At 68.8% G+C, this 23,572-nt stretch carries 19 protein-coding genes; 11 read left to right on the top strand and 8 right to left on the bottom strand.

The window, feature by feature from the left end; all coding sequences use genetic code 11:
* Nucleotides 1–7 precede the first annotated feature (7 nt).
* Nucleotides 8–886 carry a GNAT family N-acetyltransferase gene (locus MNR00_RS06480; RefSeq protein ID WP_241928335.1) on the bottom strand — a complete coding sequence of 293 codons (879 nt, stop codon included), beginning with the start codon at nucleotides 884–886 and terminating at the stop codon, nucleotides 8–10.
* Between the two features lie 107 nt (nucleotides 887–993).
* Here MNR00_RS06480 and MNR00_RS06475 point away from each other — a divergent pair, with 107 nt between their 5' ends.
* The 3 genes from MNR00_RS06475 to MNR00_RS06465 are packed head-to-tail and all read left to right on the top strand — an operon-like array spanning nucleotide 994 to nucleotide 4,137.
* Nucleotides 994–3,210, top strand: coding sequence for an MMPL family transporter (locus MNR00_RS06475; protein ID WP_241928334.1), 2,217 nt, complete (start codon nucleotides 994–996; stop codon nucleotides 3,208–3,210).
* Nucleotides 3,207–3,662: a pyrimidine dimer DNA glycosylase/endonuclease V gene (locus MNR00_RS06470; RefSeq protein WP_241928333.1), complete on the top strand. Its 456-nt coding sequence runs from the start codon at nucleotides 3,207–3,209 to the stop codon at nucleotides 3,660–3,662. Before MNR00_RS06475 ends, MNR00_RS06470 begins: the two co-directional genes overlap by 4 nt.
* A 43-nt stretch (nucleotides 3,663–3,705) precedes the next feature.
* A complete protein-coding gene (locus MNR00_RS06465) occupies nucleotides 3,706–4,137 on the top strand; it encodes a pyridoxamine 5'-phosphate oxidase family protein (protein ID WP_241928332.1) in 432 nt (143 codons plus the stop codon).
* 19 nt (nucleotides 4,138–4,156) lie between these two features.
* Here the strand turns inward: MNR00_RS06465 and MNR00_RS06460 are convergent, their stop codons facing one another.
* Nucleotides 4,157–6,331 (bottom strand): alpha-galactosidase, encoded by a 2,175-nt coding sequence (locus MNR00_RS06460; protein WP_241928331.1) that lies wholly within the window; start codon nucleotides 6,329–6,331, stop codon nucleotides 4,157–4,159.
* Between the two features lie 53 nt (nucleotides 6,332–6,384).
* On the opposite strand from MNR00_RS06460, the gene MNR00_RS06455 reads away from it, so the two are divergent.
* Nucleotides 6,385–7,404, top strand: a complete 1,020-nt coding sequence (locus tag MNR00_RS06455) for a LacI family DNA-binding transcriptional regulator (RefSeq protein WP_241928330.1) — start codon at nucleotides 6,385–6,387, stop codon at nucleotides 7,402–7,404.
* A gap of 28 nt (nucleotides 7,405–7,432) precedes the next feature.
* Here MNR00_RS06455 and MNR00_RS06450 read toward each other — a convergent pair whose 3' ends face one another.
* From MNR00_RS06450 to MNR00_RS06435, 4 genes are all read right to left on the bottom strand, one after another.
* Complete coding sequence (locus MNR00_RS06450; protein WP_241928329.1) at nucleotides 7,433–9,178, bottom strand: beta-galactosidase family protein; 1,746 nt, start codon at nucleotides 9,176–9,178, stop codon at nucleotides 7,433–7,435.
* Between the two features lie 86 nt (nucleotides 9,179–9,264).
* Complete coding sequence (locus MNR00_RS06445; protein WP_241928328.1) at nucleotides 9,265–10,605, bottom strand: sugar ABC transporter substrate-binding protein; 1,341 nt, start codon at nucleotides 10,603–10,605, stop codon at nucleotides 9,265–9,267.
* A 74-nt stretch (nucleotides 10,606–10,679) separates the two neighbouring features.
* On the bottom strand, nucleotides 10,680–11,486 hold the full coding sequence (locus MNR00_RS06440; protein WP_241928778.1) for a carbohydrate ABC transporter permease: 807 nt from the start codon (nucleotides 11,484–11,486) through the stop codon (nucleotides 10,680–10,682).
* Between the two features lie 140 nt (nucleotides 11,487–11,626).
* The gene (locus MNR00_RS06435) at nucleotides 11,627–12,568 is read right to left on the bottom strand and encodes a sugar ABC transporter permease (RefSeq protein WP_241928327.1); all 942 of its coding nucleotides are present in this window, start codon (nucleotides 12,566–12,568) and stop codon (nucleotides 11,627–11,629) included.
* Nucleotides 12,569–12,707: 139 nt separating this feature from the next.
* Here MNR00_RS06435 and MNR00_RS06430 point away from each other — a divergent pair, with 139 nt between their 5' ends.
* From MNR00_RS06430 to MNR00_RS06405, 6 genes are all read left to right on the top strand, one after another.
* A complete protein-coding gene (locus tag MNR00_RS06430) occupies nucleotides 12,708–14,825 on the top strand; it encodes a DUF5054 domain-containing protein (protein ID WP_241928326.1) in 2,118 nt (705 codons plus the stop codon).
* Nucleotides 14,822–15,988 (top strand): metallophosphoesterase, encoded by a 1,167-nt coding sequence (locus tag MNR00_RS06425; protein ID WP_241928325.1) that lies wholly within the window; start codon nucleotides 14,822–14,824, stop codon nucleotides 15,986–15,988. Before MNR00_RS06430 ends, MNR00_RS06425 begins: the two co-directional genes overlap by 4 nt.
* Nucleotides 15,985–17,346 (top strand): GH1 family beta-glucosidase, encoded by a 1,362-nt coding sequence (locus MNR00_RS06420; RefSeq protein ID WP_241928324.1) that lies wholly within the window; start codon nucleotides 15,985–15,987, stop codon nucleotides 17,344–17,346. The genes MNR00_RS06425 and MNR00_RS06420 overlap by 4 nt, the downstream gene beginning before the upstream one ends.
* A complete protein-coding gene (locus tag MNR00_RS06415) occupies nucleotides 17,343–18,836 on the top strand; it encodes an aldehyde dehydrogenase family protein (protein ID WP_241928323.1) in 1,494 nt (497 codons plus the stop codon). Before MNR00_RS06420 ends, MNR00_RS06415 begins: the two co-directional genes overlap by 4 nt.
* A gap of 69 nt (nucleotides 18,837–18,905) precedes the next feature.
* Nucleotides 18,906–20,381 (top strand): SulP family inorganic anion transporter, encoded by a 1,476-nt coding sequence (locus tag MNR00_RS06410; RefSeq protein WP_241928322.1) that lies wholly within the window; start codon nucleotides 18,906–18,908, stop codon nucleotides 20,379–20,381.
* 83 nt (nucleotides 20,382–20,464) lie between these two features.
* The gene (locus tag MNR00_RS06405) at nucleotides 20,465–20,845 is read left to right on the top strand and encodes a nuclear transport factor 2 family protein (RefSeq protein WP_241928321.1); all 381 of its coding nucleotides are present in this window, start codon (nucleotides 20,465–20,467) and stop codon (nucleotides 20,843–20,845) included.
* A gap of 47 nt (nucleotides 20,846–20,892) precedes the next feature.
* Here MNR00_RS06405 and MNR00_RS06400 read toward each other — a convergent pair whose 3' ends face one another.
* Nucleotides 20,893–21,459: an RNA polymerase sigma factor gene (locus tag MNR00_RS06400; RefSeq protein WP_241928320.1), complete on the bottom strand. Its 567-nt coding sequence runs from the start codon at nucleotides 21,457–21,459 to the stop codon at nucleotides 20,893–20,895.
* Between the two features lie 60 nt (nucleotides 21,460–21,519).
* Between MNR00_RS06400 and MNR00_RS06395 the strand changes: the two genes are divergently transcribed.
* Nucleotides 21,520–22,242, top strand: coding sequence for an NAD(P)-binding domain-containing protein (locus MNR00_RS06395; protein WP_241928319.1), 723 nt, complete (start codon nucleotides 21,520–21,522; stop codon nucleotides 22,240–22,242).
* Between the two features lie 48 nt (nucleotides 22,243–22,290).
* On the opposite strand, the gene MNR00_RS06390 is transcribed toward MNR00_RS06395, so the two are convergent.
* Nucleotides 22,291–23,511, bottom strand: coding sequence for a globin domain-containing protein (locus tag MNR00_RS06390; RefSeq protein ID WP_241928318.1), 1,221 nt, complete (start codon nucleotides 23,509–23,511; stop codon nucleotides 22,291–22,293).
* Between the last annotated feature and the right edge of the window lie 61 nt (nucleotides 23,512–23,572).

Genomic DNA, 23,572 nt, shown 5'->3' with positions numbered 1-23,572 from the left:
GCTCAGCTCAGTCGCACGTCACCGTCCAGATGATCTCGGTCGCGACGTATCCCTCGCGCGTGTACAGCCGGCGGGCACCCTCGTTCTGCCCGAAGACGTTCAGGGCGATCAGCTCCCGCCCCGCCTCCCTGGCGTGAGCGGCAGCAGCGCGCAGCGCCTGGGTGCCGTACCCACGGCCGCGGGCCTCCTCGCGCATCTCGATGTCGTAGATGAACGCGCGTTCGGCCTGCAGGTGCACCCAGAGGATCCCGACCGTCTCATCCTCTGGATCGCGCACGGTCCACAGTCGCTGATCGGGGGTCTGCAGGCCGTCCGGCAGCAGTCTCCCCATCGCAGCCGCGGCCTCGGCGAGCGCCGCATCCATGTCGGCGACGGATCCACTGGCGAGCAGCTCCTCCGCATAGCTGCGGTCGCTGCGCGCCGCGTAGCCGGCGTACTCGCCCTCCGTCATCGGCATGGTCGCGACACCCTGCGGCATCGGTGCGTCTGACGTCTCGCGCTGCATCTTCGTGGCGATGCGGCTCGCGTCGGATGCCACGGCGAGCGCCGCCGCGGAGTCATCGCCCAGAAACGCGCTGAACGTCACCCGTGGCCACTTCTCGGCTGCGGCGAGTGCGCTGACCGCCGACCAGAGTTCATCGGCGCCCAGCTGCGGGGCGTGGACGTCGGCGAGGAACGAGTGCGGCCCCTCGTGCCGCACCCAGAGTGCGATGACCTCGCGCCCGTCAGCATCCTCACCGATCCAGAGCTCTCCGTCTTCGATCGTGACCGGAGCCGTCTCGGTCTTCTCAGCCTGGTGCCGCTTCGCCCAGACCCGGTCCCTGGCGCGCGCGATCCGCTCGCCGCGTTCGGGCTCCGACTCTGTCATCCGCCAGATCATGTCCATCACCTCACTGTAGGGGCGGCGCCGAGATCGCCCCGTCAGCGCAAGACTCGTCGCGCCCGCCGTGTAGCGTGGCCAGCGGGGAAGCGCCAGACGACGAGGGGAAGCGCATGACGACGAGGGCTGAGCTCAGGCAGGCGCACCCCAGACCTCGCAGGCTGCTGCGTGGCATCCTCTCGGGAGTCGTGATTCTGCTCTGGCTGGCCGGCGCCGCGCTCGGCGGGCCGCTGTTCGGCAAGGTCGATGAGGTCTCCTCGAACGAGCGCACGGCGTACCTGCCCGATTCCGCGCCCGCCACCGAGGTGCAGAACGCCCTTGGCGACTTCCTCGGGTCCGACACCCTCCCTGCCGTGGTCGTCTTCGAATCGGACACGGCGATCGACGACGATCTGCAGCAGCAGCTCACCGACGCGCTCGACGACGCGACCGGCGCTGAGGGTGTGCAGAAGGACGTCTCGCCGGTGCTCGTCTCCGACGACGGCCTCGCCGCACAGGCATTCGTGCCGATCGAGGCTGATGCCGAAGTCGGTGACATCGCAGCCGGTCTCTCCGCCGATCTGAACAAGGCTGTGCCCGACGGGGTCACGGTGTACATCACCGGCCCAGCCGGCTTCACCGCAGACCTCATCGCCGGCTTCTCCGGCATCGACGGCATCCTGCTGCTGGTCGCCCTGCTGGCGGTCTTCGTGATCCTGATCATCGTGTACCGGTCGCTGCTGCTGCCGATCGTCGTGCTGAGCACCAGCCTGTTCGCGCTGTGCGTCGCGCTGCTCGTGGTGTGGTGGGCGGCGAAGTTCGGCATCCTGCTGCTGAGCGGGCAGACCCAGGGCATCCTGTTCATCCTGGTGATCGGTGCCGCCACCGACTACTCCCTTCTGCTCGTCGCCAGGTTCAGGGATGAACTGCGCGCGACAGATGACAAGTGGGCGGCGCTGCGTCTGGCGTGGCGGGGTTCCTTCGAGCCGATCCTCGCCTCGGGCGGCACCGTGATCGCCGGTCTGCTGTGCCTGCTGCTGAGCGATCTGAAATCGAACAGCACGCTGGGCCCTGTTGCCGCCATCGGGATCGTGTTCGCCATGCTCGCGGCCCTCACGCTGCTGCCTGCGCTGCTGGGCCTGTTCGGCCGCGCGGCGTTCTGGCCGCGGCGTCCGCGGTTCGACCCGCACCACGCGGATGATGAGAACCCGCTCGACGGGTCGGGCCTGTGGGCTCGCCTGGCGCGCCTCATCCGCCGCCGCCCCCGGCTGATCTGGATCACCACGACCGTCGTGCTGGCGATCGCCGCTCTCGGCGTGACCCAGCTCGATGCCAGCGGCGTGCCGCAGTCCGACCTGGTACTCGGGGCCTCCGAGGCGCGCGACGGCCAGCAGGTTCTCGGCGAGCACTTCCCCGGCGGCTCCGGCAGCCCGGTGTACGTCCTCGTCGACGAGGAACAGATGCAGGATGCCGCCGACGTGCTGCTCGCAGACGAGGGCATCGACGGGGTGTCGGTGACAGCATCCGACTCCCCCTCCGGCACCGCCCCGATCACCTCCGACGGTGTGCAGGCGTTCGGCCCTCCTGGCACACCGGCACCGGAGCCGACCGTCGCAGACGGCCGTGTGCTGCTGCAGGGCACCCTCACGGTTGCCGCCGATTCCGCCGCGGCGGAGCAGACCGTCATCGATCTGCGCGCCGAACTCGACCCGATGAAGGCGCTGGTGGGAGGGGTGACCGCGACCTCGCTCGACACGAACATCGCGTCGATCCACGACCGCAACCTCATCATCCCGGTCATCCTCGTGGTGATCCTGCTCATCCTCATGCTGCTGCTGCGAGCGATCCTCGCCCCGGTGCTGCTGATCCTCACCACCGTGCTGTCGTTCGGGTCAGCGGTCGGTGTCGCCGCCCTGGTGTTCAACGGCGTGTTCGACTTCCCCGGCGCCGACCCCGCCGTGCCGCTGTACGGCTTCGTCTTCCTGGTAGCGCTCGGCATCGACTACAACATCTTCCTGATGACTCGCGTGCGAGAGGAATCGCAGCGGCACGGCACCAGAGAGGGCATCCTGCGCGGGCTCGCGCTCACCGGGGGTGTGATCACCTCGGCGGGTCTCGTGCTGGCGGCCACGTTCGCCGCACTGTCGGTGATCCCGATCCTGTTCCTCGTGCAGATCGCGTTCATCGTCTCGTTCGGCGTGCTGCTGGACACCTTCGTGGTGCGCTCGCTGCTGGTGCCCGCGCTCACCTACGACATCGGCCGACGGATCTGGTGGCCGTCGAAGCTGTCACGCACACCTCAGCAGGATCGCGCGCTCGACGCACACGACGACACGGCGCAGACACCGTGAGGCTGTGGTCGCTGCATCCGCGTCATCTGGATCGTGCCGGACTCGTGGCGTGCTGGCGGGAGGCGCTGCTCGCCCAGGCAGTGCTGGCCGGACGCACGCGCGGGTACACCCATCATCCGCAGCTGGAGAGGTTCCGCGACCCCGCCGATCCGCTTGCGGCCGTCGGCGCCTACCTGGCCGGAGTCGCCGATGAGGCGGATGCCCGCGGATACCGTTTCGACCGGACTCGCATCATCGCCCCAGCCCCTGCGATCGGGACGATCGCCGTCACCGACGGACAGCTCGCCCTGGAGTGGGCGCATCTGGGAGTCAAACTCGAGGCTCGAAGTCCGGAGCGTGCCACCGAGTGGGCGCTGACGTCGCCGACAGCGCATCCGCTGTTCCGGGTCGTCCCCGGCGGCGCCGCCGCATGGGAACGCGCAGCTCCACTTCCTGCCGCTCCGTCGTCGTGAAGTCCGGGTCGCGGCCGACCCCGCGCGCGCGTACCTTCAGAACATGAGCATCGATGCCGTCGACCGCGCCGCTGTGGCGCACTTCATCCGCGTGTGCGGATCGGGCGTCGTCGCCACGGTCGGAGAGGACGGCGGGCCGCAGGCCGCATACGTCGGCATCCACGCCGGCGACGACGGCGTGCTGATGTTCGACGCCAAGGACGACTCGCGCAAGGTCGGCAACATCACCCGGAATCCGCGGATCGCCGTCGCCGTGACCGGTGCGGACACCACCGTGCAGCTCGAGGGCACCGCCCGCGTGACGCGGGACGAGGAGCGCTGGCGGCTCGGTGAGGCGTACAGCCAGCGCTTCCCCGGTTCGAGGGCGTTGGATGCCGGATTCGCGCTCCTCGCCGTCGACGTGCACTGGGTGCGCGTGTACGACGCGGCCGCGCACCCACCGCACGTCACAGAGGCCGACTGGTCGACGCCCTGACCCGTCTGGCCTCGATCCGTCAGGCCTCGATGGCGGTCACCCGCAGCACCACCGCCTGCTCCGGCGGCAGCGCCGGCGGCATCAGCCCGACGGTGCCAAGCAGCCCGCCGTCGAGCTCGACCCCTTCGTCCCACCACGACGGCAGGATGCTGTCGGGCACCGGCCCGCCGAAGTACTCCGGCCGCACGGCATAGCGGCGACCAGCCGCGAGCCCCGGCAGCCGCACCCGTCCGCTGTTGGCGAGCGGCGAGCGGGCGAGCGACGTGAACGAGTACAGGGCGCTCGACTGGTCGGGCGCGACGACGCCGTGCAGCACGATCGACGGATCGGGATGGTCGAGGCGCACCAGGTCGCCGCCGTGCAGCAGGTCGCGCAGTTCGCGGTGCAGACCCACCCAGGCGCGCAGCTCGTCGAGTTCCTCCGGCGCCGCCGTCCGCAGATCGATCTCGATGCCGAGGTGCCCGAACAGCGCCGTGGCGGAGCGGAACGACAGCGAGTGGACACGGCCGGTGGTGTGCGAGACCTGCGAGCTGATGTGCGTGCCCATCAGCTCTGGCGCGACCAGCTGGCTGGTCCACAGGTTGATCTCGGTGCGGTCCACTGGGTCGTTGTTGTCCGAGACCCAGATCCGGTCGGAGTGCTCCAGCGCGCCGAGGTCGACGCGCCCGCCGCCCGACGAGCACGCCTCGATCTCCAGCCCAGGCTGGTGCGCCTTCAGCTCGGCGACGAGGCGGTAATACGCCTCGGTCTGCCCGTGCACGCCCGGGGTGTGGGATGCCCCTGTTCCGGCATCCACGAGGTCGCGGTTGTGGTCCCACTTCAGGTACGCGATGTCGTTCTCATCCAGCAGCGTGAGCATCGCGTCGCGGATGTGCGCGTAGCAATCCGGGTTGGCCATGTCGAGCACCTGCTGATTGCGGGCTTCGATCGGCAGCCGGTCGCGGGCGGTCATGATCCAGTCCGGATGCGCTCGCGCGAGGTCGGAGTCGACATTGACCATCTCGGGCTCGACCCACAGCCCGAACTCCATGCCGAGGCCGCGGACGTGCTGGATGAGCGGGCCGAGCCCGTGCGGCCAGGCGTCCTTCGAGACGGTCCAGTCGCCGAGACCCGCCGTGTCGCCGCGGCGCGCGCCGAACCAGCCGTCGTCGAGCACGAAGCGCTCGACGCCGATATCGGCGGCAAGATCGGCCAGATCGGTGAGTGCCTTCTCGTCGTGGTCGAAGTAGACCGCCTCCCAGGTGTTGAGGGTGATCGGGCGGGGCCTGGTCGGATGCTGGGGGCGCGCCCGCAGCATCCGATGCGCGCGCCGCGCAGCGGCGTCGAGACCGTCACCGTAGAACCCGTACACCCAGGGGCTGCGGTAGTGGGCATCCGGCGCCAGCCGCATCTCGCCAGGCAGCAGCAGCTCGCCGCCGCCGAGGAGCTGGATGCCGGACAGCATGCGCTCCAGCTGATGCACGTGGTTGCCGGACCACGCCGTGTGCACGCCCCAGACCTCGCCGGCGGCGAAGCCGAAGCCCGGCACGCCCGCCGACAGGATCGTCGCGGCGTCGAGGCCGGTACGCCCGCGTCGGCCCTCGCGGCGGTGAGTACCCTGCGTGACGCGGTGCCGCTGCGGCGCGCGCTCACGACCCCAGCGACCGCCGAAGTCGAGCAGCTCCTCGGCCTGCAGCGGCACCGGCAAGCACAGCAGCAGCTCGTCGAGCTGGTACTCGTCGTCTGCGCGGTTGTGCAGGTCGGCGCGCATCCGCACCACGCCCGCCTCCGTGAGCTCGATCGTGATCTCGAGCCCCAGCGCGGTAACCGCATCGGCCGCGCGCACGACGACGACCCCGTGGCCATGGTTGCGGATGCCGCTCGGCCCATCGAGACGTGCGCCGTCGATGCTCACTTCGTCCACCAGGAACTCCGGCGACCACGCGCGACCGGCTCTGGAGCCGCTGATGCCGGGGCGCCCCTGCCAGCCGAGGGTGTGCTCGGGCAGCACAGACGCCGCCACAGGCTCGTCGGGCTCGCTCGCGCCGAGCGGGGGCACCCGGCTGCTCACCAGGGCTGCGAGATCGTCAGAGGTGATCTCTCCGACGGCCGCACCCCAGTGCAGCACGGTGGGCAGGTGCCCGCCTCGGAAGTCGAGCACCAACGACACGCCGCCGCTGTGCAGGGCGAGGCCGAAATCGGTGGCAGTACTCATCGGGGGGATTCCTCTCCAGAGGTCGTTCGGATACTGTTTACGTTGCCATGAATATGCCGAGGAAGAAGACGCGCCCGTCGATCATCGACGTGGCAGCCCACGCTGGAGTGTCGGCGCAGACCGTGTCGCGCGTGGCGAATGACAACCCGAATGTTCATGCCCTCACCAGGCAGCGGGTGCTGGCGTCGATGAAGGAGCTCGGCTACCGGCCCAACAGCGCCGCCCGCAACCTGAAGTCGGGCCGATTCCGCAGCATCGGATTCGTCACGTTCAACCTCACCAACTTCGGCAACGACAGGGCGCTCGACGGTGTCGCACAGGCGGCCGAGGCGGCCGGCTGCACCACCACGCTGCTGCCGATCGCCGACGCCACCCCGAGCGGCGTCGCCGGCGCGTTCGGGCGCCTCGAGGAGCAGGCCGTCGACGGCATCATCCTGGTGATGTCCTCCGAGGTCGGACCGCTCGACGACCTGACCATGGCTGCGGGGCTGCCCCTGGTCGTCATCGACTCGGACACGCGCCTGCCCTACACGCTTGCGGGAACCGACCAGGAGCAGGGCGCCCGCATCGCACTGCAGCACCTGCTCGACCTCGGGCATCGCGACATCGTACATGTCGCAGGTCCTGACCTGTCGTATCCCGCCCACAATCGCGCCGACGTCTACCGGCGCCTGCAGGCCGAGGGGCAGGTGACCGCGCGCCCCGTGCTGTTCGGCGACTGGTCGGCGGCATCGGCCGTCGAGATCGGCCACCGCATCCTGCAGTCCGACCCATTGCCCACTGCTGTCTTCGCGGCGAACGATCAGATGGCCCTCGGTGTGATGAAGGCGATCCACGACCGGGGTCTGCGGATTCCAGAGGACATCAGCGTGATCGGCTTCGATGACACCGAGGGCGCCGCCACGTTCTGGCCGGCGCTGACGACCGTGCACCAGCATCTGGACGAGGTCGGCAGGCTGGCGACCGCCGAGCTGCTCGCCCTCATCGACGGCGAACCCGACACCGGCAAGAAGCATCTGGTGCCCACCCGGCTCGTCGTGCGCGACAGCACGGGGCCTGTGCCGCACCGCTGAGTGCCTGTGACCTGGATCGCGCACGTCGTCAGCGCTCATCCGGGCCGAGGTCGGGCCGCGCGACGAACTCCGCGACAGCCGATGGCATGCCGGCGAGCTCGAGCACGATGATCTCGTTCTGCCCCGCCCGCAGGATGGGTCCTGGTACGTACAGGGTGCGCTGCGGTCCACGGCTCCAGTGCCGTCCGAGGTTGAAGCCGTTCACCCACACGACGCCGGAGCCCCAGTCGCCGATCCGCAGGTGCAGGTCCGCCGGCTCATCCAGGCCGAACGCACCGCTGGCGAACACGGGACCGGCTACAGGTGCGCCCACCGCAGGGGCGAACTGCAGGGCTGCCCGCACGGTGTCGAGGTCGAGGTCGAGGGGCCCTGCCAGCCAGCCCTCGAGCACCACTCCGTCGAGCGTGGCAGGGCCGATGAGCCCCTTGACCTCGCCGAGGCGCGGTCCGTAGTTGACGCCGCCGAGGTGCTCCACGAGAACGCAGAGCTCTCCCCCGGTGGCGGGGATCGCGATGACCCGCTCGCCCTGCTCGCGGTCGATGACGCCCACGCGCACGCCGTCGAGGAAGACGTGCGCCCGGTCGCGCACCTCGGCGAAGGCGAGCAGACCGCCGTGCGAGACGGGGATGCCGTAGTGCGAGAACCCGCGGGGGAAGCCGAACTGCGCGGCATCCGGCAGGCTGCCGAAGGTGGACGCCTGCACGAGGTCGAGGTCGCTCAGCGGCACGGTGTGATCCAGCGCGACGGTCAAGGCAGGGGCATCCGCTCGCTCGGCGGGATACTCGTCAGGCACCGGGGCGTACTTCGAGATCACCTCGCGGAATGCGCGGTACTTCGCGGTCGGCGTGCCGTCCTCGGCCAGCGGTGCGTCGTAGTCGTACGACGTCGTGATCGGACGGTAGATGCCCTTGTCGTTGGCGCCGGAGGTGAAGCCGAAGTTCGTGCCGCCGTGGAACATGTAGATGTTCACCGAGGCCCCAGCGGCCAGCAGCGCGTCCAGCTCGGCTGCCGCTGCAGCGGCTGAGGTCGTGTTGTGCGGCTCGCCCCAGCTGTCGAACCATCCGCACCAGAACTCCGAGCACATCAGCGGTCCTGTGGGCTGGTGCTCGCGCAGAGTGGCCAGGCGCTCTGGAACCCGAGAGCCGAACGAGCCGGTGCGGTGCAGCTCGTCGAGGCTGCCGTCCTGCAGCATGGTGCCCAGTGGCTGGTCGACCGTCGTCAGCGGCACGTCGATGCCGGCGCGACGGGTGATGTCGACGAGCGAGCGCAGGTAGTCCTTGTCAGCGCCGTACGCGCCGTACTCGTTCTCGATCTGCACGAGGATGACCGAGCCGCCGCGGTGGATCTGTCGCGGGGCGACGATCTCGTAGACCGCTTCGAGGTACTCCTCGACGGCGGCGAGGTACCCGGGGTCGCTGCGGCGCAGCACGTGCGAATGCTCTGCGAGCAGCCAGGCCGGCAGGCCGCCCTCGGTCCACTCGGCGCAGATGTAGGGGCCCGGGCGCACGATCGCGTGCATGCCCTCGGCCTGTACGAGGTCGAGGAAGCGGGCCAGGTCGAGTGCGTTGTCGGTGCGAAACTCGCCCCGCTTCGGTGCGTGCTCGTTCCACGCGACGTAGGTCTCGATGGTGTTCAGCCCCATCAGTCGGGCCTTGTGGATCCGGTCCGCCCACAGGTCAGGGTGCACTCGGAAGTAGTGCAGTGCGCCGGAGAGGATCCGGTGCGGCGCACCGTCGAGGAGAAAGTCATCGTCACCGATGGCGAACGTGGTCATGAACATCCTGATCTGAGAGAAGAAGCCGGTGGTACGACCGCGAGGGCCTGCAGGATTGCAGACCCCCGCGTCTTACTGCCGTGTGATCACTTGTTGACGCTGAAGCCCTGCTCGTTGCCGTAGGCGACCAGGTCGTCCTGCCAGGCCAGCAGACCGTCGCTCAGGCTGGTGCCATCGGCGATCGCCTTGCCCGCGGTGTCGGCGAAGATGTCATTGGCGTAGCCCTGGAAGGGCAGGTACTGCCAGCCCGCGACGACGTTCTCGGACGAGAGCTTGCCCTCCTGGTTGGCCTTCTGGCCGTCGTAGGCGGGGAACTCGACGTCGAGCCAGGCCGGGTCGTCCATGATCGCGGTGGTGCCGGGGAAGCCGTTGGTGTTCTGGATCGTGCGGCCCTCACCTGTTGCCATGAACTGCAGGACCGCGGCGGCAAGAGCCTTGTTCTCGCTCTGCTCGCTCACCGCGAGGCCACTGCCGCCGTTCATCGCCGACATGGCGCTGCCGTCGAAGGACGGGATCTGGGCGACGCGCCAGTTGCCGGTGCTGTAGTCGTCCATGCCGCTGATCATCCAGCCGCCCATCAGCAGCGAGCCGAGCTTGCCCTGCGTGAGCGCCTTGCTCCACTCGTCCGACCAGGTCGACAGCGACGAGTAGTTGCCGGATGCGAGCTCGTCAGACCAGAAGTCGATGAACTGCTTGGTCTTCGGCTCCTCGACGTCGATCGTGACGTTCTCGCCCTCGGTCTTGAACGGCTGGCCGCCTGCGGCCCAGAACATGCTCGTCATGAAGCCGGCGTCACCGCTGTTGGCGAGGTAGGCCTCGGGGTCGTGGGCGTGGATGGCGGCAGCTGCGGCCGAGTACTCGTCCCAGGTCTTCGGCGGAGCGCTGATCCCGGCCGCGTCGAACAGGTCCTTGTTGTAGATGAGCACCATGGGACCCGAGTCCAGCGGGATGCCGGTCTGCTTGCCCTGGAACTGCATGCCCTCCCACGACGAGGCGATGAACTCGTCGGCGTAGTCGCCGAGGCCCCAGTCGCTCATGTCGGCGAGGGCGCCGCCCATGGCGAGCTGCGGGACCGTCTGGTATTCGACGGGGATGAGGTCCGGTGCGCCCTTGCCCGCCTTGACGGCGTTCTGGACCTTGGTGACCACGGCGCCGGGGTTGTCCATCATGACGATGTCGAACTTGACGTTCGGGTGCTCCTTGGTGAAGGCGTCCGCCTGCAGCTGCGCCTCGTCGCCCCACGTCCACCAGGTGAGAGTGCCGCCCTTCTCGAGCGCGGCGTCGATGTCTGCCTGGGTGCCGCCGGAGGACGGCTTGTCGCCGTCGCCGGATCCGCCTGGCGTGCAGGCGGAGAGTGCGCCGATCAGAAGTGCGCCGGCGCCGATGGCGGCCAGTGCCCTCTTCGTGTTGCTGCGTGAGTACGTCATTGTTCTGCCTTTCGCATTGTGTGTGATGGTGCGTGATGGGTGTTCGGGTACGGGATGGACAGGGTGCGGGTGGCCTACTTGACGCTTCCGGCGGTCAGGCCGGACTGCCAGTAGCGCTGCAGGTAGAGGAAGGCGCCTGCGATCGGGATGACCGTGAGCAGCGATCCGGTGATCACCAGCTCGGGGATCGCGTTGCCGCCGATGGAGCTCGCCGCGGATGCCCACTGGTTCAAACCGACGGGGAGCGGATACCAGGCCGGGTCGCTGAGCATGATCAGCGGCAGGAAGTAGTTGTTCCAGGTGGCGACGAGCGAGAACATCAGCACGGTGATCACGGCCGGCATCAGCTGGCGGAACGAGATCGACATGAAGATGCGCAGCTCGCTGGCACCGTCGAGCCGTGCGGCCTCGATCATCTCGTCGGGCACGGCCTCGGCCGCGTAGACCCAGATCAGGTAGAGACCGAAGGCGCTGATCAGCGACGGGATGATCACCGCTGCCGGGGTGTTGGTGAGTCCGAGTCCGCTGAACATCAGGAACTGCGGCACGGCGAGCGCTGAGCCGGGAATGGCGATCGCGCCGAGGATGACGGCGAGCACCGCCCGTCGGCCGGGGAATCGGTACTTCGCGAGGCCGTATCCGGCGAGGGTTGCCAACAGCGCGGCACCGCCACCGCCGACCACGACGTAGAGAACGGTGTTCCCGAACCAGCGCAGGAAGATCCCGTCGTTGAACGTGAACACGCGGTAGATGTTCTCGAACAGGGCGAAGTCGCCTGCGAACCAGAGTGCGAACGAGTTGTACAGGTGATCGCGGGACTTGCTCGCGTTCACCAGCAGCCAGAACAGCGGCAGCAGTGCGTAGAGCAGCATCGCGACCATGGCGATCGTGACCGGGATGGATGCCGGCCTGTAGCGCGACCCGCCGCGCTTGCGGCGCGGGGGGTGCTCCGCTGAGAACCAGCCGCTGGCGAGCTTGCTGGGGCGGCGGCGGCCGGGGGTGACCAGTAGTTCGGTGGCGGTCATGCCTGCTCCTCCTCGAGCGAGTTCGCCTTGCGCTTGCGGGTGAACAGCCCCTCGGGGTTCTGCGCGATGAAGGCGACGACCATGGTGATGATGCCGGAGAGGATCGCGATGGCCGCGGCGTAGTTGAACATCGAGCCCGAGAACGACAGGTTGAAGGCGTAGATGTTCGGGGTGAAGTAGCTGGAGATCTGGTTCGGCACCAGCGAGGCCAGCATCTGCGGCTCGTTGAACAGCTGGAAGCTGCCGATGATCGAGAAGAGCGTCGCGATGATCATCGCTCCGCGGATACCGGGAAGCTTGATGCTGAAGATGGTGCGGATGGCCCCTGCCCCATCGATCTCGGCTGCTTCGTACAGCTCCTGCGGGATGGCCTTCAGCCCCGCGTAGAAGACGAGCATGTTGTAGCCGACGAACTCCCAGGTGACGATGTTGCCGATCGCGACCATGATCCAGCTGCTCGACAGGGGCTCGGGGATCTTGATGCCGAGCCAGTTGTTGATGTCGGCGACGAGGCCGAACTGCGCCCCGTACATGTATCCCCAGATCATCACGGCGACGACGCCGGGCACCGCGTAGGGCAGGAAGATCGAGAGCCGGAACAGCGGCACCCAGCGCAGCCGCGCACTGTCCAGGGCGAGGGCGGCGAACAGCGCGATCGCCAGCATGATCGGCACCTGGATCAGCAGGAAGACCGTGACCCTGGCCAGCGCCTCCCAGAACTTCGGGTCCTCCAGCGCCTTGACATAATTCTCCAGCCCGACGAACGAGACTCCGCCGATCAGCGTCTCGCGCCACAGGCTGAGGTAGATCGCGTAGATCAGCGGCGCGATGAGCACGAGGGCGAACACCGCCATGAACGGCCCGACGAAGATCCATCCCGCCCAGTCACGGCGGATCCGCCGTCTTGGTCTGGGGGCAGCTATTGCCATCTGCGTCATAACGACGTCACTTCCTCGTGAATGTTTACGTTGCCAACTCGATCGAGATCAGCGTAATGTTTACGTAAACCAAAAGCAAGCGCCGTTTGGCATTAATCCTGACAGCCCATCTGCGCCGCCCTGGCAAAGGAGCCACCGCATGATCTCGACGATCCACGTCGTCTTCAAGACTCACCTCGACATCGGCTTCACCGACCTCGCGACCAGGGTCACCGAGCGGTACCTCACCTCGTATCTGCCTGGGGCGATCGCCCTGGCTGAAGAGCTGCAGCGTCGCGGTGGCCTGGCGCGCTTCGTGTGGACCACCGGCTCATGGCTCATCCACGAGGCGCTGCAATCGAGCGACGAGGATGCCAGAGCACAGGTCGAGGCGGCGATCCGCGCCGGGCACGTGCGCTGGCACGCCCTGCCGATGACCCTGCACTGTGAGGTGATGGACCGCTCGCTGTTCGACCACGGCCTCGCGATCTCGCACCGTCTTGACGAGCGGTTCGGCGTGCGCACCGTGGCAGCCAAGATGACGGACGTGCCTGGCCACACCATCGGGATCGTGCCGGCACTGGCATCCGCCGGCGTCGAGTACCTGCATCTCGGCGTCAACGGCGCCTCTGCCGTGCCCGAGGTGCCGGAGTTCTTCCGCTGGGTCGCGCCTGACGGCAGCGAGGTCGTCGTGAACTACTCGCACGGCTACGGCGCAGAGGGTCTCGAGCTGGCGATCGCGCCAGGCGGCACCGACGCCCTGCACCTCGCGCACACCGGCGACAACATGGGCCCTCCCAGCGCCGAAGACGTCGAAGACCTGTTCGCGCAGCTGGCCGAGGCGCATCCGGATGCCCGGATCGTGGCATCCACTCTCGACGACTTCGCCGGCGCCGTGCTGCGCTACCGCGACACCCTCCCCGTGCTCACCGACGAGATCGCGGACTCGTGGATCCACGGGGTGGGCAGCGACCCGCTGCTGACCGCACAGCTCAAGCGGCTGCTGGCGCTGCGCGCCGACTGGATCGCCGCCCGCGAGCTCGACCCGCGCAGTGACGAGGCGATCGGCTTCGGCGATGCACTCCTGCTCGTCGCCGAGCACACCTGGGGGCAGGATCTGAAGACCTGGCTGCCCGACTACGTGAACTACGCCAAGCACGATTTCACCGCCGCCCGCCGGCGCGATGTCATCGACCCGGCGCTGAACCCCGCCGAGTTCGACATCTATGCATGGGCGTACAGCGAGCACCCGTCCCACGAGCTGAGCTATTCGCAGTTCGAGTCCTCCTGGGCGGAGCAGCGGTCCTACATCGACCGGGCCGTCGCTGCCCTCGAGCCGTCTCGCGCGAAGGCTGCCGCGGCTGCCTTGGCGGAGCTGCTCCCGGCATCCACCGCCGATGACGGCGCGACGCCGCTCTACGCGACTCCTCTCGACCCGGCCGCCGTGCACGAGCTCGGCCCCTGGCGCGTGCGCTTCGGCTCCGATGGCGCGATCGTCTCGCTGATCGACGACAGCGGCGCCGACTGGGCGGATGATGACCATCGGTTGGGCGCCTTCCGGTACCAGACCTTCGACGAGCACGATGAGCAGCTCTGGGTGCAGCAGTACGTGCGCCGGTTCGACGAGACGGCGTTCTGGGCAGTGCCAGACCAGACCAAGCCTGGGCTAGCGATCGCCGAGACCCAACCAGCGCAGGTGTTCGAACCGCAGCTCGCATCGATCTCCCGCCGCGACGTCGACGGCGAGGCGATCGTCGAGGTGCGGCTGACGATGCCCGATGCTGCCAGCTCGTTGTGGGGCGCTCCCAGGAACCTCCGCATCGAGTACTGCTTCACAGCCACCGATTCCACAGGCACAGGTCGCATCGAGGTCGTCCTCGACGTGACCGGCCGCGATGCCTCGCGCCTGCCCGAAGCCAGCTGGTTCGGATTCCGGCCGCGCACCGGTGAGGGCGACTGGCGGATGCACAAGCTCGGCACCCCTGTCGACCCGCAGCGGGTCGTCCGCAACGGCAACCGCAGCCTGCACGCCGTCTCAGCCCTGACGCACAGCACGGGCTTCGCCCTGCACACCCGGGATGCCCCGCTCGTCGCCGTGGGCGCGCCGCGCCTGTTCCGCTTCGAGAACCTCATCGCCGAACCGGACGACGGGCTGTTCGTGAACCTGCACAACAACATGTGGGGCACGAACTTCCGCATGTGGTTCGATGACGACCTGCGGTACCGCTTCACGCTCGACCTCTCCCCCGTCTCCCCCACTGAAAAGGATCGCCGATGACCCGCAAGAAGCCTGTGACCAGCCCACCCGTCGTGATGGCGCCCCGCGCTGACGGCTTCGAGATCGTCTGGGGCGTGGAGCGTCTCAGTCGCGGGTGGATCGAATGGCACAGTGGCGATGCGAGCGGCGTGGCGCGAGCGGATGCCTTCGGCCTGACCCCCCAGAGCGATCGCGTGCTTCGGGTCAGGCTCGGCGGCTTCGCCGCCGGCGACAGCATCCGATTCCGCGCCGTCACCGAGGCGATCGCCGGCCCCTCCGCGCGTCACGAGAGCGAGTGGAAGCAGGTGCGCACGCTGGACCCGGATGCCGACGGCGCGCACATCGCGGTGTGGAACGACACGCACGAACGAGGTGCGACGCTGCGGAAGCTCGACGAGGTGACCCCGCCCGTCGACATGCTGCTGTGGAATGGCGACCTCTGCAACGACTGGAAGAAGGAGGACGCCTTCACCCGCACGGTGCTGGCTCCGGAGGGACTCGACATCAGCGATGGCCGTCCGCTGTCGATCGTGCTCGGCAACCATGACGTGCGGGGCACGTGGGCGTACCAGCTCGCAGAGTACGTCGCGATGCCGGAGCAGCGACCGTACTCGGCCGCGCGCATCGGCCCCGTCGCCTTCGTGCAGTTGCACACCGGCGAGGACAAGCCCGACGACCACCCCACCTTCAAGGGCAGGGTCGCGTTCGAGCCGCTGCGTGCCGAGCAGGCGGAGTGGCTGCGCGACGCGACCGCCCGCCCCGAGATCCGTGATGCGCCGTACCGGATCGTGTTCTGCCACATCCCGCTGCGGTGGATCGACGAGACGCCGGCCGACTACGACCGCGGCGGCTACGACTGGTTCAGCCGGATGAGCCGCGACGCCTGGCACGACGCGCTCGCCGAGTGGGGCGCCCAGCTGGTCATCTCGGGCCACACTCATGAGCCGGCGTTCCTCGAAGCCACAGCCGAGTTCCCGTACGCGCAGCTCGTGGCAGGCGGGCCCCACCCATCGCCGAAGAACGCCGAGGCCGCGACCTGGACCGAGATCAGCACCGGCGACGGCGAGCTCGTCCTCACCACCCGGCACCTCGACGGCACTGTCGTGTTCGACACGCGGCTCGCCCCGATCGCCACCACTTCTCCGATCGCCACCACCTCGCCGACCGAGAAGGACGCACTGTGACCAAACCGCACACACCCGTCCCGCGACGATCCGACTTCCCTGCCGATTTCCGATTCGGCACCGCCACAGCCGCATTCCAGATCGAGGGGGCGCTCACGGCGGACGGCCGCACCCCGAGCATCTGGGACACGTTCAGCACGCTGCCTGGCGCGATCCGCGACGGGCACACCGCCGACCTCGCCTGCGATCACTATCACCGCCTGGACGAGGACCTCGATCTGCTGGCTGATCTCGGCGCGCAGGCCTACCGGTTCTCGCTCTCGTGGACCCGCATCCTCTCCGGCGACGACGCCACCGTGAACCGCGCCGGAGTCGACTTCTACCGCCGGCTCGTCGACGGACTGCGCGAGCGGAACATCGCCCCGATGGCGACGGTGTTCCACTGGGATCTGCCGCAGCGCCTGCAGGACCGCGGCGGCTGGACCACCCGCGACGCCGCGCACCGACTCGCCGAGTTCGCGGCGGTGGCCGCCCGCGAGATCGACGGCGTCGACACCTGGATCACGCTCAATGAGCCGTACAACCACATGTCGCACGGGCACATCCATGCCGTGCACGCGCCCGGCCTGCGGCTCGGGACAGGTGCCGCGCAGGTCGCCCACCATCTGCTGCTCGGTCACGGCCTGAGCGTGCAGGCGCTGCGCGCCGAGACGGACGCTGCCATCGGCATCGCGAACTACTACTCCCCGGCTCGCCCTGCCCTCGAGCACTCGGCGCTCGGACCGCAGTGGGATGCCTGGGTGAACCACCTGTTCACCGACCCACTGCTGCGCGGCGAGTACCCGGCCGAGATCGCCGACTTCGCGCCGATCGACCGCTTCGTGCGCGATGGAGACCTGCAGATCATCGCGCAGCCGATCGATGTGCTCGGCGTGAACTTCTACCGCCCCTCTCCCCCGATCCCGACACCGCACGGCGCGTTCCCGTTCGCGCTCGGCCAGTTCGAAGACGGGGCCGGTGGCGTGAGTGCCGAGCGCACCGGCTTCGACTGGCCGATCGTCCCGGATGCGCTGCGTGATCTGCTGACCGGCCTGAAGGCCCGCTACGGCGACGCCGTGCCGCCGATCGAGATCACCGAGAACGGCGCGGCGTTCGTCGATGTCGTGCGGGACGGCGTGTGCGACGACCCAGAGCGCCTGTCGTACATCCAGCAACATTTGGCAGCGACAGCGCAGGCGATCGATGCGGGTGTGGATGTGCGCGGTTATTACCTGTGGTCGCTGATGGACAACTTCGAGTGGGCGGCCGGGTACACGCAGCGCTTCGGCATCGTCCACGTCGATTTTGCGACGCAGACCCGAACGAGGAAGGCGTCGTTCCAGTGGTACCGGGATCTCGTGAGAGGAGCAGACGCATGAGCGCAGCTGCGTGGCCGGCAAGGGCAGAGCGATGGATGCCCGAGACCAGCGCCTTCATCGATGGCGCGTTCACCGCCATCGCCGGCGCGACTGCGTTCGAGACCATCTCGCCGCGCGACGGCGCGGTGATCGCCAGACTCGAGGACGGGGGCGCACCCGCTGCGGATGCTGCGGTCGCCGCAGCCAGGAAGGCGTTCGACGACGGCCGCTGGCGGCGTCTCGAGCCGCGCGCACGTGCAGAGATCATGCGCCGGTTCGCCGCACTCGTGCTGCAGAGTCGGGACGAGCTCGCCCTGGCCGAAAGCCTGGATGTCGGCAAGCCCATCACCCAGATGCTCACCGCCGAGGTGGACGAGACGGCCGAGGCCATCCGCTGGTATGCGGATGCCATCGACAAGGTTCACGACGAGGTGCTGCCCTCGCCAGAGCACGCCCTGCTCACGGTGACCAGGGAGCCGATGGGCGTGATCGCGGCGATCGTGCCGTGGAACTTCTCGATCATCATCGCCGCGTGGAAGTTCGCGCCGGCACTGGCCACCGGCAACTCGGTGGTGCTCAAGCCCTCGGAGCTGTCCACGCTGCCTGCGCTGATCCTGGCGCGGCTGGCCGCCGAGGCCGGCATCCCGGACGGCGTCTTCAACGTCGTACCGGGGCGCGGCGCCACGGTCGGGGCGGCGCTGGCGCAGCATCCCGATGTCGACAAGGTCACCTTCACCGGCTCGACGGCCGTCGGGCGACGCGTGGCGGTGAACGCCGCATCGTCGAACGGCAAGGCCGTCGCGATCGAGGCAGGTGGCAAGTCGCCGCAGGTGGTCTTCGAGGATGTGGAGGATCTCGACCGGCTGGCCGAGACGGTCGCCGCCAGCATCCTCTACAACGCCGGCCAGGCCTGCACGGCGGGCTCGCGCCTGCTCGTGCAGGAGGGCGTGCACGATCAGGTCGTCGAGAAGGTGCTGGCCGCCGCGGCAGCCTGGGTGCCGGCCGACCCGCTGTCAGAGGCGACGAAGATGGGCGCGATCGCCTCACGGGCGCAGCTGGACGGGATCCTCGCGACGCTCACCGCCAACCGCTCTGGCGACCTGCTCACCGGCGGAGAGCCGGTCGAACCCGTGCGCGGTGGCTTCTACCTGCCGCCGACGATCGTCGACCACGTCGACAACGCGTCGCCCATCGCGCAGCAGGAGGTCTTCGGGCCGGTGCTGACGATCTCGACGTTCCGTGATGAGGCCGAGGCGCTGCATCTGGCGAACGACACCGTCTACGGGCTGGCGGCCTCGGTGTGGACAGGCAGCCTCGGGCGCGCGCACCGCATGACCCGCGAGATGCACGCCGGCATCGTGTGGGCCAATGACTTCAACGCCCTCGGCATCGACCGGCCGTTCGGCGGCGTCAAGGGAACCGGCAGCGGACGCGACAAGGGGGTGCAGGCGCTCACGCAGTACACCACGACCAAGACGAGCTGGATCGACTTCCGCGGCGCCGGCGGGTGACAGTGCCTGCCTGAGCCCAGGGGCCGGCACGGGACACCACCCTGGGCAGCGCTCCCATAGGGTGGATCGGTGACCGCATCCCCCACGACTCTGCAGGCCCTCCGCCGGCCACGGCTGCTGACCACTGAGGTGCTGGCCGGCATCGTCACGACTCTGGCGCTGATTCCCGAGGTGATCTCGTTCTCGGTGATCGCCGGCGTCGATCCGAAGGTGAGCCTGATCGCCTCGGTCGTGCTCGCCATCTCGATGTCGATCCTCGGCGGCCGACCCGCCATGATCACGGCGGCCGCCGGCGCGGTGGCGCTGGTGGTCGCGCCGATGGTGCGCGAGCACGGAGCCGAGTATCTGCTGCCCACCGTCGTGCTTGCCGGCATCGTGCAGATCCTGTTCGGCGTGACGGGGCTGGCCCGCGTGATGCGGTTCATCCCGCGTTCCGTCATGATCGGCTTCGTCAACGCGCTGGGCATCCTGATCTTCGCAGCTCAGGTTCCGCATCTGCTCGGCGTGCCGTGGCTGGTCTACCCACTGTTCGCGCTCACCCTGCTGATCGTGATCGGGCTGCCGCGGCTCACCAAGGCCGTGCCCGCTCCGCTGGTGGCCATCGTCGTGGTGACAGCGATCACGATGATCGCCCATCTGGCGGTGCCTACCGTCGGCGATCAGGGCGCCGTGTCCGGTGGGCTGCCCGGCCTCACGCCCCTGCTCGTGCCACTGAACCTCGAGACGCTCGGCATCATCGGCCCGACGGCGCTGAGCGTCGCCTTCGTCGGACTCATGGAGACGCTGCTCACGGCGAAGCTCGTCGACGACCTGACCGACACGCGCTCGCATAAGGGCCGCGAGTCCTGGGCGCTGGGAGTGGCGAACATCCTCGCCGGATTCTGGGGCGGCATTGCCGGCTGCGCGATGATCGGGCAGACCGTGGTGAACGTGAAGCTGGGCAGGGCGCGCACGCGCATCTCCACCTTCGTCGCCGGACTCTTCCTGCTCACGCTCGTCACCGTGCTCAGCGACGTCATGGAGCAGATCCCGATGGTGGCCCTTGCCGCCGTGATGATGGTGGTCGCCGTCTCGACGATCAATCTGCACAGCATCCGCCCGTCGACGCTCAAGCGGATGCCGCTGTCCGAGACGGCCGTCATGGTCGTCACCGTGGTGGTCGTCGTGGCAACCGGCAACCTCGCGATCGGCGTCGCAGTGGGAGTGCTGCTCGCGATGGTGCTCTTCGCGCGACGAGTCGCGCACGTGGTCACGGTCGGGCGCACGCTCACACGCACCGTCGAAGGCGACGCCGTCGTCTACACCGTGCGCGGGCCGCTGTTCTTCGGCAGCAGCAACGATCTGGTCGAGCAGTTCGCCTACGCCGACGACCCGGCGTCCGTCACCGTCGATTTCTCGGCGGCGCAGATCTGGGATGCCTCGACCGTCGCCGCCCTCGATTCGGTGCAGGCGAAGTACGCCGACCACGGCATCGAGGTGCAGTTCTCAGGGCTCGATGACCATTCGACGCGATTCCACGGCAGGCTCACCGGAAATCTGGGCTGACGGATTTGTCACACTTCGCGTGAGCGGGCGTCTTTCTCTGTGAAGGGTCGCACGACGGTCACCCACCACAGTGAAGGAAGCACATGTCGAACAACGTCACCGAACTCAACGAGCTCAACCTCGCATTCGCCGATCGATTCAACGCCCGCGATCTCGACGGTCTGATGGCGCTCAACGTCGCCGATGTCGTCTTCGTGCCGGCACCGGGTCAGCCCGTCCAGGGCGACGAGGCGGTGCGCGGAGCGCTCACGCAGTTCCTGTCGCTGAACCTGCCCATCACGATGACCGTCCGCCACGTCTTCCAGACCGGCGACACGGGCCTCGCGATCGCCGACTGGACCATCACCGGCACCGGCCCCGACGGGTCTCAGATCGCGCTCGCCGGCACCACCGCCGATGTCGCCATCCGCGACGACGAGCACGGCTGGCGCTACGTCATCGACAACCCGTTCGGCACCGCCTGAGCCGCACGGCACACCGATCGGGCCTGGCCGCTCGCAGCAGCGGCGGTTCAGGCCTGCTCGGACATCCCTGATCGCCGGCACACGTCGAGCGACTTCCGTGCCCTGCTGATCCGCTGGCGCACCGCCGCGGGTGTCGCATCCAGTCGGTCGGCGATCTCAGCGGTCGAGAGACCGTCGACCACGCTCAACAGCAGCGGCTCGCGCAGACCGGCTGGAAGCGCCTGGATCGCCTGCAGCGCGCCGTCCAGGATCCGCCGCATCTCGACCTCCTCCGCCACGCTCGTGTCATCGGCGACATCGTCATCCAGGGCATCCGCCGGTCGACGGGCGTGCGATCGCGCCAGGTCGTTCGCGGCGTTGCGGGCGATTGTGTCGAGCCACGAGCACATCGCGCCGGCCCCTGGCGTCTCCAGCTGCTCGATCGAGCGCCACGCCCGCAACAGGGCATTCTGCGCGACGTCGTCGGCATCGCTCGGCGACACCCCCAGTGAGATGCTGCGTCGACGCAGGCGCTGCGGATCGGAGGCGATCATGTCTCGGAACGTCGCGCGCTGCGCGGCGCCATCCCCTGGCGGGACGGCGTCTGATTCGACGAGGACGCGCGATGAGCTCATGGGATGGCGAACGTGCGCCGGCGCCGGATCATTCCGCCGCGGAACCCATACGATGGCGGCGTGGAACGACACGCACCGGCCATCCGCACGCTCGGCATCCTCGGCGCAGGGCGCCTCGGGACTGTGCTGGCTCGACTGGCTGCCGACGCCGGGTTGCGAGTGCTGGTCGCGACGTCGCGCGACGCCACGCTGATCGCTCGCCCGATGGCCGCGATCGGCGCTGAGGCGGCAGCGCCGGCATCCGTCATCGCAGAATCGGATGCCATCGTGCTGGCGCTCCCCCTGGGCCGGTACCGCGAGCTGCCGGCCGACGCCCTGGCGGGCCGGCTGGTCATCGACGCCATGAACTACTGGTGGGGTGCCGACGGTGCACGCCCCGATCTCGACGACCCGCGCACCTCCACCAGCGAGCTCGTGCAACAGCATCTGGCGCGCTCGCGGGTCGTGAAGGGCCTCGGCCACATGGGGTACCAGGATCTTGAGGACGAGGCACACCCTGCCGGCTCCCCTGACCGCAAGGCGATCGCGATCGCGGGCGATGCGGCGGAGGATCTCGCGGTGGTCGCCGCACTCGTCGACGCCCTGGGCTTCGACCCCGTGATCGCCGGCCTCCTGGCATCCGGGATCATGCTCGAACCGGGAGCGGAGGCGTTCGGCGCCGACGTCGACGCCGACGAGCTGCGCGCCATGCTCGACCGGTTCCCGACCTCGCAGCGCGGCATCGTCGTGGCACGGGCACGCGGCGGGCACCTGTTCGAGACGACGGCCGACAACGACTCCTGACAGGGCGATGCCCCGGCACCGTCGTGGGGCCGGGGCATCGCGCCGGGATCAGGCTGCTGCGGCGTCGGGCTGCTGCGCCCACAGGTCAGGGCCGAAGACCTCGTAGTGGATGCGCTCGCTGGGTATGCCACGGGCGATCAGCGCACGGCGGGCGGACTGCATGAACGGCAGCGGGCCGCACATGAACACGGTGGCGTCTTCGGGTAGATCCACGCCGTCTAGGTTCATGTAGCCGGGCAGCGCCGGGTGCAGGGTCGGTGCCTGCGCAGCATCCGATTCGTACCAGTTCTGTGCCCGTGCGTCATCCATCGCCAGCACCTGGCGACGCAGCGAGGCGTACAGCGCGTGCGTGTCGTGGGTGCGGTCGGCGTGGAACAGTCGCACAGTGCGCTGCGGCTGGCGCCGCGACAGATCCTCGAGGATCGCCGCGACAGGGGTGATGCCGATGCCGGCCGAGACCAGCACCAGTGGGTTCTCGCCGCCGTCCAGCACCACGTCGCCTGCCGGCTGCGAGACATCCAGCAGCGTGCCCGGTTCGGCGTTCTCGTGCAGCCAGGTCGACACCTGCCCGTCGGGGGCGCCGCCGACGCCGAACACGCGCTTGACGGTGACCCGCAGCGAGTCACCGCGAGGGCCTGACGAGATCGTGTACTGCCGCGGCTGGCGCGTGCCATCCGGCAGGTCGACGGCGATGGCGACGTATTGCCCGGTGTGATGCGCGGGGGCGGAGCCGCTCACCGGCGCGAGCACCAGCGAGAACGCCTCGCCGGACTCCTCGAGCCGCTCGACGACGCGGTACTGCCGCCACGGCTCGTCTGGATCGGTGCCGCCCTCGGCGTACAGCTTGCCCTCCTCGGCGATCAGCGAGGTGCCGAACAGCCAGTACACCTCGTCCCATGCGGCGCGCACTTCGGGGGTGACAGCATCGCCGAGCACCGTGCCGACGGCGTCGAGCAGGTGGCGTCCGACGATCGTGTACTGCCTGGCCTGAATGCCGAGCGAGACGTGCTTGTGGGCGATGCGGCGCATCACGGGCGTGAAGTCAGGGGCATCAGGGTCGATCAGCTGCACGGCGAAGGCGACGACCGATGCGGCGAGCGCCTTGGGCTGCTCGCCGACGGCCTGATTGGCGCGGTTGAAGACGTTCAGCAGTTCGGGATGGGCGGCGAACATCGCCGGGTAGAAGACCTTCGTGATCGCCTCGGCGTTCTCGGCGACCACGCCCGCGGTGGCACGGACGATGGCTTCGGACTCCGGTGAGAGCTTCATCTGGACTTCCCTTCTGGCGCCGGTCTGGCGTGCACCAGCATGGCCTGAGCCGATATTCCGC

The sequence above is a fragment of the Microbacterium sp. H1-D42 genome, assembly GCF_022637555.1.
Lineage (GTDB): Bacteria > Actinomycetota > Actinomycetes > Actinomycetales > Microbacteriaceae > Microbacterium.
Note: the sequence above shows the minus strand (reverse complement) of the source record. Positions and strands in the feature narration are given on the sequence as shown.